The following is a 17,020-nucleotide window of genomic DNA, read 5'->3' as shown; positions in this document are numbered from 1 at the left end:
CGCATCTCCCCAGCGGACATGCGCCATGGCCGACGTCCTCGTCAAACTCGCCGTCCTGATCGACGCCGACAACGCCCGCCCCGCCATCGTCGACGGCCTGCTCGCCGAAGTGGCGAAGTACGGCACCGCGCACGTGAAGCGCATCTACGGCGACTGGACCGGCCCCAACCTCAACGGATGGAAGGCCGCCCTGCTCGATCACTCGATCCAGCCGATCCAGCAGTTCGCCTACACGTCCGGCAAGAACGCGACGGACTCCGCGATGATCATCGACGCGATGGACCTGCTGTACTCCGAACGCTTCGATGGCTTCTGCATCGTTTCCAGCGACAGTGACTTCACGCGGCTGGCGTCGCGTATTCGCGAGGCGGGGCTGATCGTTTACGGCTTCGGCGAACTGAAGACGCCCAAACCGTTCGTCTCCGCGTGCGACAAGTTCATCTACACCGAGGTGCTGGTGGGCGCCAGCGAAAACGAGGGCGATGAAGCGCCCGCACCGAAGTCCGCCAGCGAGCTGCGCGGCGATACCAAGCTCGTCAATCGCCTGCGCAACGCGGTGGAAGCCGCTTCCGATGAAAATGGCTGGGCCGCGCTCGGCGGCATCGGCAGCATCCTCAGCAAGCGCTCACCCGACTTCGATTCACGCAATTACGGCTACGCCAAACTGAGCGGCCTGATCAACGGCATCGGCCTGTTCGACGTGGACGAGCGTCAGTTCGGCAACGCCAAACACCTTTACGTGCGCATGCGAAGCAAGGGCAAATGAGTCGTTCCCTGACCGATCACGTGGCGAGCGCTCTCAGTGACGCGCCCAGGGCTGCGCTCGTCGTCGCGTTCAGTGGCGGGCCGGACTCGAGCGCCCTCCTGCACGCCCTGGCGACCCATTCGCCACGCCCGCCGTTGCGTGCGCTGCACGTGGATCACGGGTTGCATGCAGAAAGCGGCGCGTGGGCTTCCCACTGCCGACGATTCTGCGACGGTCTGGAAATACCTCTCGAGGTATCCCGTGTCTCCGTGGATCTCAGTCGCGGCGAAGGGGTCGAATCCGCCGCGCGACGTGCGCGGCACGCCGCCTTCGCTGCATCGCTGCGTCCCGGCGAGCGCATGGTGCTGGCACATCATCGGGACGACCAGGTCGAGACCGTGCTGCTGAAACTTCTGCGTGGCGCGGGGCCCGACGGCCTGGGCGGCATGCGTCCGCTGCGTCCGTCAGGCGCGGGGATGCTCTGGCGGCCACTCCTCGACCTGCCGCGCGACGCGCTGCTCGAGCATGTCGCCACGCATGCCCTGTCGACGATTCACGACCCGTCCAACGACGACCCGTCGATCGCCCGTGGCTACCTGCGCGGCAGCGTGCTTCCCGTGCTTCTCGAACGTTGGCCTCAGGCTGGCACCAGCATCGCGCACAGCGCGCGGCTATGCATGGAAGCGGCCGACAGCCTGCGCGATGCCTGGGTGGATGCACTGGAGACCGTGCGCCGCCCCGAGGGAACGCTGGACGCCGAAGGCTGGCTCGCGCTTCAGCCGGCGTGGCGGACGCCACTGCTCGAGCACTGGCTACACACGCAGGGCCTGTCCGCCCCCACGACCGGACAGCGGCTGCAACTGGAACGTCAGGCCCGCGAAGGTGGCGCCGAAAAGCTTCCGCTGGTCGGCTGGCTGGATACCGAGGTACGTGTCTGGCGCGGCCGCCTGTGGGCCATGCGGCGCCTGCCCTCGTTCGATACCGAATGGTCGGCCATATGGTCGGGTGAGCCGCTGGCGCTGCCCGGTGGGGGCACGCTCACCCTGGGCTCCGCGCGACTACGGGAGCCGCTACAGGTGCGCTATCGCTCCGGCGGCGAAACCTTGCGTCCCGAGGGGGACCGGCACACCCGCGAACTGCGTGACCTGTTCCAGCAGGGCGCGGTGCCGCCGTGGCGCCGTCCGCGCATGCCGCTGCTGTGGTCCGGCAAGGAACTGGTCGCCGTCGGATCCCGCTGGATGAGCGAACGCGGCCGACGGCTGTTCCAGGAAGCGGGTGGCGTCCTCACGTGGGATGAGGACGCCTGATTCGCCGCGCGATTGATCAAAAAGCCTATGTGAGCTAGTTTTGCGGCCATGCCGAAGTCGTCCGCCCCTGTCGCCGCCACTCCCTCGATCGCCGAGTTCGAGCATTCGCTCGACGAACTCGAGCAACTCGTCACACGGATGGAAGGCGGCGAACTCAGTCTCGACGAGTCCCTCAAGTCCTTCGAGCGCGGCATCGGCCTCTATCGCCACTGCCAGACGGCGCTGGAGCAGGCCGAACTGCGCGTGCGACTCCTGCTCGATCCCGAAGCCCCCGAAACCGCCGAAGCCTTTGACTCCCGCACCGACTGACCTGCCCGCGCCGCTCAAGGCGCTGGTCGGCCGTGCAGACGACGCGCTCGCGCGCGCGCTGCCCGCCGAAGATCTCGCCCCCACCGAACTCCATCGCGCCATGCGCTACGCGGTGCTGGGCGGTGGCAAGCGTCTGCGCCCCCTTCTCGTCTACGCGGCGGGCCATGCCCTCGGTCGCGACGGTGGGATCCTCGACGCGCCCGCGAGTGCCGTGGAAATCATCCACGCGTATTCGCTCGTGCACGACGACCTGCCGGCCATGGACGACGACGACCTGCGCCGCGGCCGCCCGACCTGCCACATCGTCTTTGGCGAGGCCATGGCGATCCTCGCCGGGGATGCGCTGCAGGCGCTGGCGTTCGAGATTCTGGCCACGCCTTTCGGCGCCGATGACGACGCCATGGCACGGATCGCCATGCTGCGCACCCTCGGTGCGGCCTGCGGTGCCGAAGGTATGGCCGGCGGCCAGGCCTTCGATCTTTCGGCGGTGGGTACCCGGCTGTCGCTCGATGAGCTCGAGCGCATGCACGCCTACAAGACCGGCGCCCTGATCCGCGCCTCGGTTCGCCTCGGCGCTCTCGCGGCCGGGTGCCGTGATGACGCCTTGCTGCAACGACTGGACCGTTACGGCCATGCCGTCGGACTGGCGTTTCAGGTCCGCGACGACATCCTCGATATCGAGGGCGAATCCGCCGTCATCGGCAAGACCGCCGGCAAGGACGCGGCAGCCGACAAGCCGACGTTCCCGTCGATCATCGGCCTCGACGCCTCGAAAGCACACCTGACCGCCCTGGTCGACGATGCCCTCGACGCCATCGCCCCGCTCGGTCCTCGTGCCGAATGGCTGGCGGACCTCGCACGCTATTCCGCCAACCGCGGCCACTAACCGCCCACGGCGCGAGGCAACGCGACGGTGAGGGCCAGCCCTGCCGCCGAACGAAAAAAACCCGCCTGAGCGGGTTTTTTTCTTTCCGTCACACGGTTCGAATCAGCTCACCAGCCGCAAGGCGAACGGATACCGATACGTTCCCGTCTGACTCACCTTTATCGCGGCGAGGATGCAGAAGACGATGTTGACGATCCACAGAACCAGATGCAGGAAGGCACCGATGAGGATCACCGTGAGGATCCAGCAGATCACGTAACCGATAAGCACGGTCAGCTGAAAGTTCAGCGCTTCCTTGGCCTCGGCCACTAGGTAGCCCTTATCCGCCTTGTCCTTGTTGATCAGCCAGACGACGAGCGGCACGATGATGCTGAGGATCAGCCCGGACAGATGCGTGAGCATCGCCAGGTTCTTGTCGTCGTTGGTGTGCGCGGAGGCGGGCGGCACCGGTTCGTACGGCGGGGCGCCATACGGGGGCGGCGACGGCGGCGGAGATGCAGGCGGCGGTGTCGGCGGGATGTGGTCGGACGGCGTACTCATGGCGCTGCTCCGTAAGATGTCGCGCCCACTGTCGGAGAGCGCCGTGAGCCTGTCAAGCAGACTTCCGGCAGGGTCGGGCCGTACGTCACGACGGCCCGGACCCGGTCATTCGCCGGCGATGGTCATCTTCTCGATGAGCCAGGACCCGGTCAGCACGTGCGAGCGCCGGTCCACGTCGGCACCGACCGCCGCCAGGCCGGCGTACATGTCGCGCAGATTCGCCGCGATGGTGATCTCTTCGACCGGGTAGGCGATTTCGCCGTTTTCTACCCAGAAACCCGATGCACCGCGGGAATAATCACCCGTCACGATCGACACACCCTGCCCCATCACCTCGGTGACGAGCAGGCCGGTACCGAGCTGGCGCAGCATGCCGGCGAGGTCGTCGTCACCCGTCTTCACGACCAGGTTGTGCACGCCACCGGCGTTGCCGGTGGACTGCAGACCCAGCTTGCGTGCCGAATAGCTGCCGAGGATGTAACGCTGCAACACGCCATCCACGACCAGCGGCGACTCGACCGTGGCGACGCCTTCGGCATCGAAAACGGACGAGCCCAGACCGCGAGGAATGAGCGGTTTCTCATCGAGCCGGAACCACGACGGCAGGATCTGCTTACCCGCGTGGTCGACGAGAAAGCTCGACCGGCGGTACAGCGATCCGCCGCTGATCGCGCCGAGCAGGTGTCCGAGCAGGCCGCGGGCGACTTCCGGTGCGAACAGCACCGGCGACTGGCGTGTACCGAGGCGACGCGCATTCAGGCGCGACAGCGTGCGCTCGGCGGCCTTGCGACCGATCTCGGCGGGGTCCATGAAGTCCTGCGCGCGGCGGCCACTGTCGTACCAGTAGTCGCGCTGCATGGCGTCGTCCTCGCCCGCAATAAGCGCGACGGACAGCGAATGGCGCGTGCCTCGCTCGCGGCCGAGAAAGCCGTGAGAGTTGGCGTAGACCGACAGGCTCCGGCCCGTGTTGACGCTGGAACCGTCGGAATTGGTGATGCCCGCCACCTCGCGACCGCCGTCCTCGATGGCCTGGCCCAGCGCGATGGCCTGGTCCACGTCAAGGTCCCACGGATGCCAGAGGTCCAGGTCGGGGAAGCTCGTGGCCATACGGTCGGCGTCGGCCAGACCGGCCGCCGGGTCTTCCTCGGTGAACCGGGCGATGGCGCAGGCCTGCTCGATCGTGGCCTGGATCGAGTCCGGATTGAGGTCCGCCGTACTCGCGGAGCCCTTGCGCTGGCCGAAGTACACGGTCAGCGAGAAGCCGCGGTCACGGGTGTGCTCGACGGTCTCGACCTCGCCCAGACGGACGTTGACACTGAGTCCCGTGTCGATGCTGGCGGAGACCTCCGCCTGGCTGGCGCCGGCCGCGCGGGCCCGGCGGATGGTGTCCTCGGCGAGGGTGGCGAGGCGGTCGAGGTCCTGCTGGCTGCTGTCGGCGGTGGAAACGAGGCTCACTTAGGGCTTCCCGGAGGGCTGGGTTAGAATGACGGGCCGCACGCGGCCAACCCATCGGATATGGGGCCGCGTGACCCGATCAAAAGCAACGCAGCGCACCGTCCATGGTGCCATGGAACCGTTATGAGCATCCGTGTCGGCTACTACCGCCACTTCAAGGGCATGCCCTATCGCGTACTGGGCACCGCCCGGCACAGCGAGACGATGGAAGAACTCGTCGTCTATCAGGCCCTCTATGGCGAACACGGCCTCTGGGTACGCCCGGCCAGCATGTTCGCCGAGACCGTCCAGCACGACGGCAACACCGTACCGCGCTTCGCCTTCGAGCGTGACGCCACCGATCCGCTCGCCATTCAGGAGACCCAGGCATGAGGCCGCATGACGACCGTCCGCGCGCGGACGAGGAAGAAGAAGACTTCGGCCCCAGCCGCAGCGAACTGCGCCGCAACGCGCTCGATATGCTGAAGCTTGCCGGCCAGCTGATGGACCTGCCGCCCAGCCGCATCCCCAAGCTGAAGCTGCCCGATGACATCGTCGACGAGATCGGCCGCACCCGGAAAATCACGGCGCACATCGCCCGCAAGCGTCAGCTCGCCTACCTGGCCAAGCAGATGCGCCGCCATGGCGACGCCGCCTTCGTCGACGCCCGCGCCGCGCTCGGTGAAGACCGTGATCGCCAGCGTCAGGAAGCCGCGCACATGCATCGCCTGGAGGCCGCACGCGAAAAGCTGCTGACCGGTGGTGACGAAGCGCTCGGCGAGCTGTTCGACAAGTACCCAGATCTCGATCGCCAGCACGTACGATCGATCGTGCGTCAGGCACGCGTCGAGCGCGACGCGAACAAGCCACTGCATGCGTTCCGCGAGATTTATCGGCTGTTGAAAGAGCTCGAAGCTTCGCAGGCAGACGACGCTGCGGAATGAAGAGGAGCCCGGCCGATGCCGGGCTTCTTCTTTGTGGTGTTCGTGTTGGTTTCATGCACGACGGCATGGATCGCGCCCTGACTTCGGGGCAATGCTGAAAAATGCGACTGATTTTGGGGGTTGCTGTAGTCCCGTGTCGCGAGCAGGCTCGCTCCTACAACAGCGGTAGCGGGTGCGCGGTGGCGGGCGGGTGGTCGCGGGCGGGCGGTGGCAGGCGGACGGCCGCGGGTGAGCGAGCGGTCGCTTTCAGCTCGGCATACTTCACCGATCAGAGGTGACGTCGGTTGCCGTTCCTGAAGCGCTTCCGCACGAAGGCGAAGGCCGTAGGAGGACTTAGCGACAGGAATGGCAGCCGGCGGCGCCCTCCCTCAGTGCGAACGCTCCGAAACGAACCGCGATGGCGAAGCCGAGCCGAGCCGAGCCGTCCAGAGAAAGACAAAAAAAGGGCGACGGATCACTCCGCCGCCCTTTTTCCTTTTCACGTACTCAACTTACCAACCAATCCCCAGATCCAGATGCTCCGGCTGGGTCTCGATCAGCGTCGAGCTCTGATCCGACACATCGTCATACGCAAAACCGTACGCCTTGCCGTTCACCCCATGCAGGTGCCAGAAGCGCGCGTAGTAGTTCGCCGGCGACTGCAGGTAGAACGCGCCGGCGTCCTTCCACTCGCTGTTGTCTTCCATCACATGACGGTTGAACGCCGCACAGATCTGCGCCTCGAGCTGGCCTTCCACGCCCCACGGATCGTTCGATCGCGCCAGCGTGCCCTTACCTTCGAGCACATCCTGCGTGGTCGGCTTCTGCACGTTGAAGAGCATGCCCTGCGGCTCGTCCGGCTCGTGCGTGTCCGCCCAGTTCGTGTGTCTGAACACCAGCACGCCATCGACCACGGAACCTTCGAACTGCTTGGCACCGATGCTCATCTGCAGCACGTTGGACTGGTAGTACGTCCACGACTGGTCGATGTAATCGTCGAAGTAATGCTCCTGCGGCTTGCCCACATCGAACGCCGCCTTGCCCGGGGCCAGGATCCGGATCGGATCGGCATCGGCGATCTGGAACTCCGCCGGCACCTCCTGGTTGTACTCGGCGAAGATCTGCGCACGTGTCTGCGTGATACCCGAGTTCACGTGACGGGTCTTGTTACCGCCGTACACATCGAGCGACAGCGGGATGGAGAACTGATCCACCTGCGTCGTATTGATGAAGATGGCATCGTCGTTCCAGGTGAACTCGTACCAGTCGTAGTACACGTCGATGTTCGGGTCCGTCGCGTTGAGCGGGTTGGGACCGGCAAAACCGATGGTGTTATCGGCCGCCTTGAGCACCTTGATGTACATCGGCTCGCCGACCGAGACGAAGATACGCCCCGAACTCAGCTTCGGCAGCTTGAGCAGTTTCGACTGCGCGAGCGTAAAGAAGTAGTTCGGATAGTTCTGTCCGTTCTTGGTCAGGTGACCCGAACCATCGTTGTCCTCCACGGCGAGCGGCACGGTCGTGCCGTCCGGCTTCACCCATGAGAACACGTTGGTGGTCGGGTCGCGGCCGATGACGGCGACGAACACCTTGTCGTCGGGCCACTTGCCGTTGGTCGCGTTGCGCAGCTGCGTGCCGATGAAGCCCGGGTACACGTCGTAGTCGAAGCCCGTCGACGGATCGTTCGTGCCGGTGCCCGGATTGGACGGATCGGTCGGCGTCGTGCCTGCATCCGCACCGTACACCTCGAACTCCCACAGCGAGTAGCCGTACTGCGTGGAACGCGTCTGGCCGTGCATGCGCACGTATCGGGCCGAGACGGCCGGGAAGGTCAGCGTTTCGACCCCACCCGTGCTGCCGGCCTTCGCGTACGCGGTGCTCCAGGACTGGCCATCCATCGACACCTCGATCAGGTACTTGATGGCATGCGCGTTTTCCCAGTTCAGTACCACCTTGTTCACCGACTTCACCGAGCCGAGGTCGACGCGGATCCACTGGTCGTCCGTGAAGCCCGAGGACCAGCGCGTACCGGCGTCACCATCGTTGACGTTGGCTGCCTTAAATGCCACGGCGTTCTCGGTGTCCGATGCCAGCACCGGTCGATTCAGTGCCAGGTTGCCACTGGCCGGTGCCGGGTCCTGCGAGGCGACCGGCTGCTGCACCGTCAGCGTCGCCGCGCTGCTGGTGACGCTGCGGCCCGACGCATCGGTGACGACCACATCGTAGCTACCCGCATCCGCGGTCGTCGCGGTGAAGCCGAAGGTCGCCGATGTCGCACCGGCCACCGACGCGGCGTTACGTCGCCACTGATAGCTGACCGCGCTGCTCGCCTTGACGCTGACGCCGAAGCTCGCCGCCTGCCCCGCCGTCACGCTCTGCGACTGCGGCTGGGTGATGAACGACGGCGGCGGCGCGGCGGCATACACCTCGAACTCAAACATCGAGACACCGTAACCGGTGTTGCGCTTCAGGCTGTTCATGCGCACGTACTGCGCCGTCTGCACCGGGAACGTCTGCGTGTCGACGCCTCCCTTGCCCACGACCGGACCCACGATGGTGTTCCACGACTTGCCGTCGCTGGAGACATCGATGGTGTACTGCGCCGACGACGCGTTCTCCCAGCGCATGATCACGTGGTCGAAGCTCTTCACCGACCCCAGGTTGACCACCAGGTCGACCGGATCCACCTGCTGCACCGAACCCCAGCGCGTATCGAAGTCCCCATCGATAGCGGCGGACGGACTCAGGTCCGGACGTTCGGTACCGAGGGACGACGACGCGGATGCGCCGGCGGAAGCGAGCGCGATGTTCACTCCCCCCTTGCCGTCACCCGGCTTACCCGGGCTGGCCGGATTGCCACCGCCGTTGTCGTTGCCGCCACCCGGCTGCGTCACCGGACCGGCCCATGCCGGCGGATCGAAGCCGGCCGTCGAATTATCGACGGTCAGCACGACGTTGTTGCTTGCCGCGGTGATGCCCTGCGCGCTGACGACATTGACGCGATACACCGTGCCGTTCTGCGCGGCCGTGAGGGCACGCGTGGCATAGGTACCGTCGGCCGTGCTCGAGACGAACGTGAGCACGTCCTGGTCGTTGGCGTCCCTGGTCACCGTGTACCAGTCGTAGCTGAGCGGACCCACGCCCGTCGCCGTCACGGCGAAGTGCGCGGAACGACCGACACCGGCCTTCTGGGCGCCCGGCTGAGCCGTAATCGTCGGCGCGACCACCTTCGTACCCTTGACGCAGAGCACATGGCCCGGATTGTTCTCGGCCACTTCGCGACGGATATCGCCCAGCGAACTCACCTGGAAGGCGAACGTCGCGTCGGTCGGATCCTTGCCATCGGTCCACGTATTCCATGCGCCCGGGAACGCGGCACTGGAGTAATGCTGACCGCTGATCGCCAGCGCCTCGTCGACGGTAGGCAGACGCATGCCGCCCTGCGCACAGGTCTGGATCGCGACGGATTGCGTGAACTGCGCACCCTGGTCGGCGAAGCCACGCTGCACGCGATCCCACTGCAGGCCACTGAGGTTGTCCGTCACCAGCGTCGAGCCCGTCGCGGACGTGTAGCGATCCGTGATGGCGCAGCAACCGGGCGAGTTGTACACCTCGAACTCATACAGCGAGTAACCGTAGTCCGTGGCACGCTTGACGCCCTGCATGCGGACATAGCGACCCTTCACCGGGTGGTCGAAGGTGAAGTCCTCGGTGCCACCGTTACTCGTATCGGTGTGATACGCGTCCTGGAAGCCGCCGTCGGGGCTGTCGGAGTACTGGATCCTGTACTCGCTGGCGTGCGCGTTTTCCCACTTCAGCACGACGCGGTTGAAGGTCCGTGACGAGCCGAGATCGACTGTGATGTTCGCGTTGTCGTCGCCGACCTTCGAACCCCAGCGGGTGGTCTCGTCGCCATCCACCGCCTGCCATGCGGCGGTGCCGTTGACGTTCTCCACTTCCGTGGACGAGGTCGCCTTCTCGCGGGCGAGATTCGCGCCCGGCGGTGCCAGTGTGAGCTTCGCCGAGGCGGTCGCGACCACGCCGGTGATGTTGGTCACCGACACGGTATACGTGCCGACATCGCTCTGCTGCACGGAGGGCAACGTGAGCGTGGGCAGATCGTCGCCCACCGCGACGCCACCGACCGACCACTTGTAGTGGAACGGCGAGGTGCCCGCTACGAGCGTGGACGCGTCGAACGTCGCCGGCTGACCCGGGTTGGCACGCACATCGGCCAGCGCACCGGTGAACACCGGCGGACGCGCGGCATTCACCGTGAGGTGAGCGGGCACCGACGACGCATCGCTGCCGAAGTTCCTGATGACGACAGCGTAGTTCACGTTGTTGTCGGCCACGGTCAGGCTCGGCGTGACATAGCTCGGGCCATTCGCACCCGGGATCTCCGCCGCGCCTTTCATCCACTGGTAGCTGAGCGTGGGCGAACCCGACGCGACCACCTGGAAGTGCGCCTGCTGGCCCTCGTCGACGTTCTGCGCGATGGGCTGCGTCGTGATGGTCACCGGGCTGAAGGCGAACACCTTCAACAGCGCGGGGGCCGACTCCTGATCCGGGCCCTGTCCGTGCACGACCACCGTATAGCTGCTGCCGTCATCCGCACGCGTCGACGCCGGTGTCGCATAGCTCGCGCTGGTGGCGCCCGCGATGGCGACGCCGTTCTTCTTCCAGGTGAACGTGAGCGGCGGCGTGCCGGACGCGGTCACGGAGAAATGACCCACATCGCCCTCGGTCACGTCCTGCCCGATGGGCTGCGCGATGATCGACGGCGGACCCGAAGCATTCGGAGCCGCGGGAACGTCGACGATGTTGAACGTCGCGGTGCCTGACGCGAGGCCGGCCGCCGTGGCGGTGACCGTGACCTGGCCGGCGGTGAACTTCGAGCGCAGGGCGATCTTCTGCAGGCCACCTTCGAACTGCAGCTCCGGCGAACCCGGTGAGTGATAGCTGTGAATCGGCTCGGGGATGCCGCCATTGTTGTCCGGCACTTCACCGGCGCTGTAATCGACGTACTGCTGCGTACCGCCCTGATAGGTCACGATGGACGCGCCGCCGGTGACTTCGAAGGTCACCTTCTGCGCCGCCGTCGGAACGACGACACCGTTCTTGTCGACCACCTTCGCCACGATGAACGCGGCGTCGGAGCCGTTGGCGGTGACCTGGAAGCGCGAGCCATCGGGCTTGACCACGTTCGGCACGACGTCGAGCTCGATGTGATCGGCGGTGCCTGCCGTGGTCAGCGTATCCTGCACGGACTGGCCGTTGGCATCGGTGCGCACGTTGCCCAATGCGTCGAGGCACTGCGCGGTCGCCGTACCCGACTGCCACGTGAGGTTCCAGTGCACCTGACCGGGCAGCTTCGTGGTGGCCTGCGCCTTGTCGGCACCGACCATCTTGCCGGTTTCTTCGTCGACCGGGCCGTTCTCGAGCGCGTAAGACGCTTCGTCGATGGTGTCCCAGGTATTGGGCACCTGATCGCTGCCCTGCGGCACGCCATTCACCAGCAGGCGCACCTTCGGGCAGTTACTGAATGCATTCACCTGGATATTGCCGGGGCGATTCCAGTGATTGGCCAGCTTGACCACCGGCCGCAGTTCGTACGGTACCCACACCGATTCATAGATGTAGTACAGCATGCGCGGAAAGCGGTTCGCATCGGTCATCGATGCGTTGTTGCCGCGCACGTTGTGGCGGAAGCCCTTGATCGGCTTGCCGTCGGCGTGCGTCGCGATACTGCCGTCCGGGTTGCGCTGGTAGGTCCAGTGCGTCGCGTCCTCGAGACCTTCGACCATCTCGATGACTTCGCCCGGCGTATCCGACATGTACCACTGCGCCATGCCGAACGTACCGACCTTGCGCGCCTGCGAATACGGCACGAGGTAGTTGAGCGCGAAGGCCAGCTCGTAGTCGTACGAATGACGCAGCGTACCCGGACCCCAGTATTCCGCGCCCCAGGCCGGTTTGTTCGGGAATTCGTTCGAATGCAGGTAGGTTTCGCAACCGGCCTTCGAGCAGCTGAGGATGTCGCCATTGGCGGCATCGGGCGTGCGGTCCGCCGCGGCGCGCGGTGCGATGCTGTCCCACGTGCGTGCCAGCGCGCGAAGTTCCACCGCGAACGGTGTCGACATCACGCCATTGTCGTGTTCCCACGCGAGGATCGACGGGTGGCTGCGATCGCGGATCACGATGTCACGATGGACCTCGCGCTTGATCGTCCACATGTCGTTACACGCCCGGTCGCCGGTCGCGCAGGGCGTGGCGAAGCCGTTCTCGCCGTCGCCGCTGGGCTGCACGATGAATACGCCCAGCGCATCCGCCGCCTCGACGAATTCGGGACTGGACGGCGAGTGACCCGGGCGCCACAGGTTGCCGCCACCGGCGGCCAGCTGCTGCAGATCGCGCCATTGCTGTTCTTCCGGCACGGACGAGCCGAGCGCGGGGTAGTCGTAGCGGCCGGAGCCGCCCCACATGTATTGCTTCTTGCCGTTGATGTACGGGAAGTCCTTGTCCCAGGTGATCACGCGAATGCCGAGCGTGCTCTGCTTCGCATCGACCACGACGCCGTCGATACTGACCGTGTGCAGCACCTTGTACAGGTACGGCTTGCCGTCCAGGCTGTTGTTCGGAAACCACAGGTGCGGGTTGCTCACCTGCAATGTTTCGTCGAAAACGGGTGTCTGGTCGCTGGGCACGTAGTTTGCCGGCAGCGACTTCTGCTGCTGGTCCGACGTCACGACGTTGCCGTCGGCGTCGACGATCTGGGTCGTCAGCGTGACCGTCTTCGCGGCGGCGGTTTCGTTCGCGACGTTGGTCTGCACGCGTACGACGGCCGAGGTGTGGTCGGCACTCAGGCTCTGCGTACCGACGTAGGTACCCCAGGTGTTCTGACCCGCATAGACGTTTTCCGGGATGTGCACGAAGTTGGTGACGTGCAGCTTTACCGGGCGAAACAGGCCCGCTTCGGCCTGGCCAAAACGGAAGGAACCGGAGAAACCCGGGTCCTCGAAGAAACCGCCGCCGCTGCGGCTGACCTTGACGGCCAGCACGTCGGTGCCGTCGAATTTGAGGAAAGGCGTCAGGTCGACGATGTGCGGCACGAAGCCGATGACGTGGGTCGCCTGCGCGTCCTTCTGGCCTGGCTGGTTGAGCACGCCGGTGCCGGGAACGAAATGGCCGTTGATGTAGACACGGTCACCCGTGTGCGCACCTTCGAACTCGACCATGACCTTCTTGCCGGCGAACTTCGCCGAGTCGTCGAGCCTGACGCGATACCAGCTGGTCTCGCCGTCCAGGCTGCCCTGGCCACCGCCGGACTCCTGGTTGATGAAGGTGGTGAAGTCGTTGGCCGCGTGCGGGATGCCGACGGTCAGCCACGCGCTGTCGTTGTAGTTGACCAGGGCGCCGTCGTCGCCGTTGGGCAGCGGCGCGTAGGTCACCGGATCATTGGGGTTGGTGATGGCCTGCTTGGTGTATTTCCAGGGCCGGGCACCGAGATTGATGTCCTGCCGGTCCGAGGGCGCGAGCGTGACGGCTTGCGCCGTCGCGGTCACGCCCAGGAGCGCGATGACGAGCAAGGCGGACAGCCTCGCCAGCCTCGGCGTACCGTGGGGTGATGTGGGTTGTCGCTTCATGGACGAGGGGTCCCCTGTATGTGCCACGTGTGAGGTGAGCCGCGTGATCGACAGCACATTCCCAGGCGCGCACGAACGCCTGCGCCAGCGCATGTCGCGCCGGCGGTCTTCGTTCGTTTCGCGGTGAGTGGAGGCGGACCCGCCTTGCCCCGGGCTTTAGCCATCCATACGCTGTCAGCGCGGATCTTCCGCTTGCTGAATGTCACTCACAATACTAGAGGGTGCTCGAAGCACGACTTTTCGCAGAGTGAGTTCGCATTCCGTGACGGGCGTCCGGTTTGCCCGGCAGAGGATTGCTTCGATCAAGACCGGAACGCATGTTGCATGCGTTCCTTGGTGACATACCTCTTGCGAGGTATGTCACGAAAACGTTCCACGTCAACGTATTGGCGGTCAGGCCGCGGTGCCGCCGACGGTCATGCCATCGACACGCAACGTCGGCTGGCCCACACCGACGGGCACGCTCTGCCCGTCCTTGCCGCACACGCCCACGCCTTCGTCGAGCGCGAGGTCGTTGCCGATCATCGAGACGCGCGTGAGCACCTCGGGGCCGGAGCCCACCAGGGTGGCACCCTTGACCGGACGCGTGACCTTGCCGTCTTCGATGAGGTAGGCCTCGCTCGCCGAGAAGACGAACTTGCCGTTGGTGATGTCGACCTGACCGCCGCCGAAGTTCACGGCGTAGAGGCCACGCTTGACCGACCGGATGATCTCCTCCGGCTCACGGTTACCGGCGAGCATGTAGGTGTTGGTCATGCGCGGCATCGGCAGCTGCGCGAAGGACTCGCGACGACCGTTACCGGTGGACCTGACACCCATCAGCCGCGCGTTGAGCTTGTCCTGCATGTAACCCTTGAGGATGCCGTTCTCGATCAGCGTGGTGCATTCGGTCGGCGTGCCTTCGTCGTCGATGCTCAGCGAGCCACGGCGACCCGGCAGCGTGCCGTCATCGACGATGGTCACTCCGTCGGCCGCGACACGCTGGCCGATGCGACCGGTGAAGGCGGAACTGCCCTTGCGGTTGAAGTCACCTTCGAGACCATGGCCGATGGCCTCGTGGAGCAGCACGCCCGGCCAGCCCGGGCCAAGCACGACGGTCATGTTGCCGGCCGGCGCATCCACCGCTTCGAGATTGACCAGCGCCTGGCGCACCGCTTCCTCGGCGAAGGCGTGGGCGCGACCGTTATCGATCAGTTCGCCATAGCCGTAACGACCGCCGCCACCGGAATGACCCTGCTCGCGGCGGCCGTTCTGCTCGGCGATGACCTGGACGTTGAGACGCACGAGCGGACGTACGTCGGCGGCCAGCGTGCCGTCCGAGCCGGCGATGAGGATCGTGTCGAGCGTGGCCGCCAGGCTGACGATGACCTGCCTGACGCGCGGATCGCGCGAACGCGCATAGGCATCCACCTCGCGCAGGAGCGCGATCTTGGCTTCGTTGGGCAGGCTCTCGACCGGGTCGATGGCCGGATACAGCCCGCGCCCGGTAGCGATGGCCAGCGGTTTGCCGGCACCCGCGCCGCCCTGCGCGATCGCGCGCGCGGCACGGGAGGCTTCGAGCAGCTGCGGAAGCACGATTTCGTCCGAGTAGGAGAAACCGGTCTTCTCACCGGAGATGGCGCGCACGCCCACACCCTGCTCGATCGAGTGGCTGCCATCCTTGACGATGCCTTCCTCCAGCACCCACGACTCGCTGCGGGAGTGCTGGAAATACAGATCCGCCGCGTCGATCGACGGCCCCATCAGCTGGGAAAAGACGCGATCGAGGTCGGTGGAAGCCAGGCCGCCGGGGGTGAGCAGGCGCCGTTCGGCAAGGGAAATCAGGGAATCCATCAGGTTCGCCGGTAGAGATGGGGAACCCCACAGGTGGGGTCGGATGGGGTCAGCTTAAACCCTGGTCCCTCCTGCGTCACCGGCGGCGGACGGCCCAGGCAACCCCCAGGCCGGCCGGGTGCTAGGATTCGTCCAAACTCACCGGAACGGAGCCTCCATGAGCAGGGGAAAGAAGCGGGCCATCGCCCGTCGTGTCGCGACGGCGCCTGTCCGTCGTGCGGAAGCGGTCGTCGACGAAACACGCGACCTGCTGAACAAAAGCGGTCACCTCGACCCCCGCAAGGCCATGGTCAGCACGGCGATCGCGCTGTCGCTCGGCTTCCTCTGCCTGTTGGCCGTCATTGCCTTTCATTTCCCCCAGTACCTGACCACGCCCGATCTGCGGCACAAGTATTCGGTGGATGTCCTGCGTCAGGCACTGCTGGGTGCGCTGCTGATCGCCGGCGGCCTGTCGCTGGCGAACGTCATCCTCGGCCGCCGCCGCAACCTCAATATCGCCGCGTTCGCCATGGTACTCGCCGCCGTCGTGCTCGGCGGGTCGCGCGTGCCGGTAGGCGCATTTCCCGACCACACGCCCTACATCGGCCTCGACTGGTTCATCCTCGACCTGCTCGGCTCGACGGTGTTGTTCGTCGTGATCGAAAAACTGTTTCCGCTTTACCGTGGCCAGTCGGTGTTTCGCTTCGAGTGGCAGACCGACATGAAGCACTTCGCCGTGAATCACTTTGCGGTGGGCCTCGCGCTGCTCGTGGTGAACTTCCTGATCCACCACGCGTTCACCTGGCTGGTGAACAGCGACTTCCAGCGTATGGTCGCGAGCATCCATTTCGTGCCACAGCTGTTGTTGTGCATTCTCGTCGCCGACCTGGCGCAGTATGCAACGCACCGTGCGTATCACGAGGTGCCTTTCCTCTGGCGCTTCCATTCCGTACACCACAGCGTGAAGACGATGGACTGGCTGGCGGGTTCACGCCAGCACATGCTGGAACTGCTGTTCACCCGCGTCTGCGTGCTGGCTCCGCTTTACGTGCTGGGTTTCAGCGAAGCGGTAACCAACGCGTACATTCTGGTGGTCGGCTTCCAGGCGGTGTTCAACCACGCCAACGTGCATCTGCCGTGGGGTCCCTTGAAGTACGTCCTCGTGACACCTGATTTCCATCACTGGCATCACGCGTCGGACGACGAAGCGATCGACAAGAACTATGCGGCGCATTACGCCTTCATCGACTATGCGTTCGGTACCGCCGTGAAGTCGACGAAGCAGTTTCCGGAGAAATACGGCGTGGTGGGTGACTACATGCCGGATGGGTTCGTGAGGCAGCAGCTGTTTCCGTTCAGCAAAACGAAGACCTGAAGCGCGTCCGGATCCGGCATGCGTTTCGCGCGCAGGGCGCGCT

The 17,020-nt window shown here is 65.5% G+C and carries 11 protein-coding genes; 7 read left to right on the top strand and 4 right to left on the bottom strand.

Going from position 1 to position 17,020, the window contains the following annotated elements:
* Positions 1–25 precede the first annotated feature (25 nt).
* The 4 genes from FA85_RS15405 to ispA are packed head-to-tail and all read left to right on the top strand — an operon-like array spanning position 26 to position 3,247.
* Positions 26–766 (top strand): NYN domain-containing protein, encoded by a 741-nt coding sequence (locus FA85_RS15405; protein ID WP_036115245.1) that lies wholly within the window; start codon positions 26–28, stop codon positions 764–766.
* Positions 763–2,052, top strand: coding sequence for a tRNA lysidine(34) synthetase TilS (tilS, locus tag FA85_RS15400; RefSeq protein ID WP_051943905.1), 1,290 nt, complete (start codon positions 763–765; stop codon positions 2,050–2,052). The genes FA85_RS15405 and tilS overlap by 4 nt, the downstream gene beginning before the upstream one ends.
* A gap of 48 nt (positions 2,053–2,100) precedes the next feature.
* Positions 2,101–2,361: an exodeoxyribonuclease VII small subunit gene (locus FA85_RS15395; protein ID WP_036115247.1), complete on the top strand. Its 261-nt coding sequence runs from the start codon at positions 2,101–2,103 to the stop codon at positions 2,359–2,361.
* Entirely contained in the window at positions 2,342–3,247 is a 906-nt protein-coding gene (ispA, locus tag FA85_RS15390; RefSeq protein WP_036115250.1) for a (2E,6E)-farnesyl diphosphate synthase, read from the top strand. The genes FA85_RS15395 and ispA overlap by 20 nt, the downstream gene beginning before the upstream one ends.
* Positions 3,248–3,349: 102 nt before the next feature.
* On the opposite strand, the gene FA85_RS15385 is transcribed toward ispA, so the two are convergent.
* Together FA85_RS15385 and pmbA are read right to left on the bottom strand one after the other, a co-directional pair.
* Positions 3,350–3,787 carry a DUF4870 domain-containing protein gene (locus FA85_RS15385; RefSeq protein ID WP_081907564.1) on the bottom strand — a complete coding sequence of 146 codons (438 nt, stop codon included), beginning with the start codon at positions 3,785–3,787 and terminating at the stop codon, positions 3,350–3,352.
* Between the two features lie 105 nt (positions 3,788–3,892).
* On the bottom strand, positions 3,893–5,242 hold the full coding sequence (pmbA, locus tag FA85_RS15380) for a metalloprotease PmbA (protein ID WP_036115253.1): 1,350 nt from the start codon (positions 5,240–5,242) through the stop codon (positions 3,893–3,895).
* A 123-nt stretch (positions 5,243–5,365) separates the two neighbouring features.
* On the opposite strand from pmbA, the gene FA85_RS15375 reads away from it, so the two are divergent.
* Entirely contained in the window at positions 5,366–5,614 is a 249-nt protein-coding gene (locus FA85_RS15375) for a DUF1653 domain-containing protein (RefSeq protein WP_036115254.1), read from the top strand.
* Positions 5,611–6,165, top strand: a complete 555-nt coding sequence (gene yjgA, locus FA85_RS15370; protein WP_036115257.1) for a ribosome biogenesis factor YjgA — start codon at positions 5,611–5,613, stop codon at positions 6,163–6,165. The genes FA85_RS15375 and yjgA overlap by 4 nt, the downstream gene beginning before the upstream one ends.
* Positions 6,166–6,656: 491 nt before the next feature.
* Here the strand turns inward: yjgA and FA85_RS15365 are convergent, their stop codons facing one another.
* Positions 6,657–13,790: a beta-1,3-glucanase family protein gene (locus tag FA85_RS15365; protein WP_197056552.1), complete on the bottom strand. Its 7,134-nt coding sequence runs from the start codon at positions 13,788–13,790 to the stop codon at positions 6,657–6,659.
* Positions 13,791–14,183: 393 nt separating this feature from the next.
* Positions 14,184–15,623, bottom strand: a complete 1,440-nt coding sequence (gene tldD / locus FA85_RS15360; protein ID WP_036115260.1) for a metalloprotease TldD — start codon at positions 15,621–15,623, stop codon at positions 14,184–14,186.
* Between the two features lie 157 nt (positions 15,624–15,780).
* On the opposite strand from tldD, the gene FA85_RS15355 reads away from it, so the two are divergent.
* On the top strand, positions 15,781–16,977 hold the full coding sequence (locus FA85_RS15355) for a sterol desaturase family protein (protein ID WP_036115264.1): 1,197 nt from the start codon (positions 15,781–15,783) through the stop codon (positions 16,975–16,977).
* The last annotated feature ends 43 nt before the right edge of the window (positions 16,978–17,020 follow it).

It is taken from the genome of Luteibacter mycovicinus, assembly GCF_000745235.1.
Lineage (GTDB): Bacteria > Pseudomonadota > Gammaproteobacteria > Xanthomonadales > Rhodanobacteraceae > Luteibacter > Luteibacter mycovicinus.
Note: the sequence above shows the minus strand (reverse complement) of the source record. Positions and strands in the feature narration are given on the sequence as shown.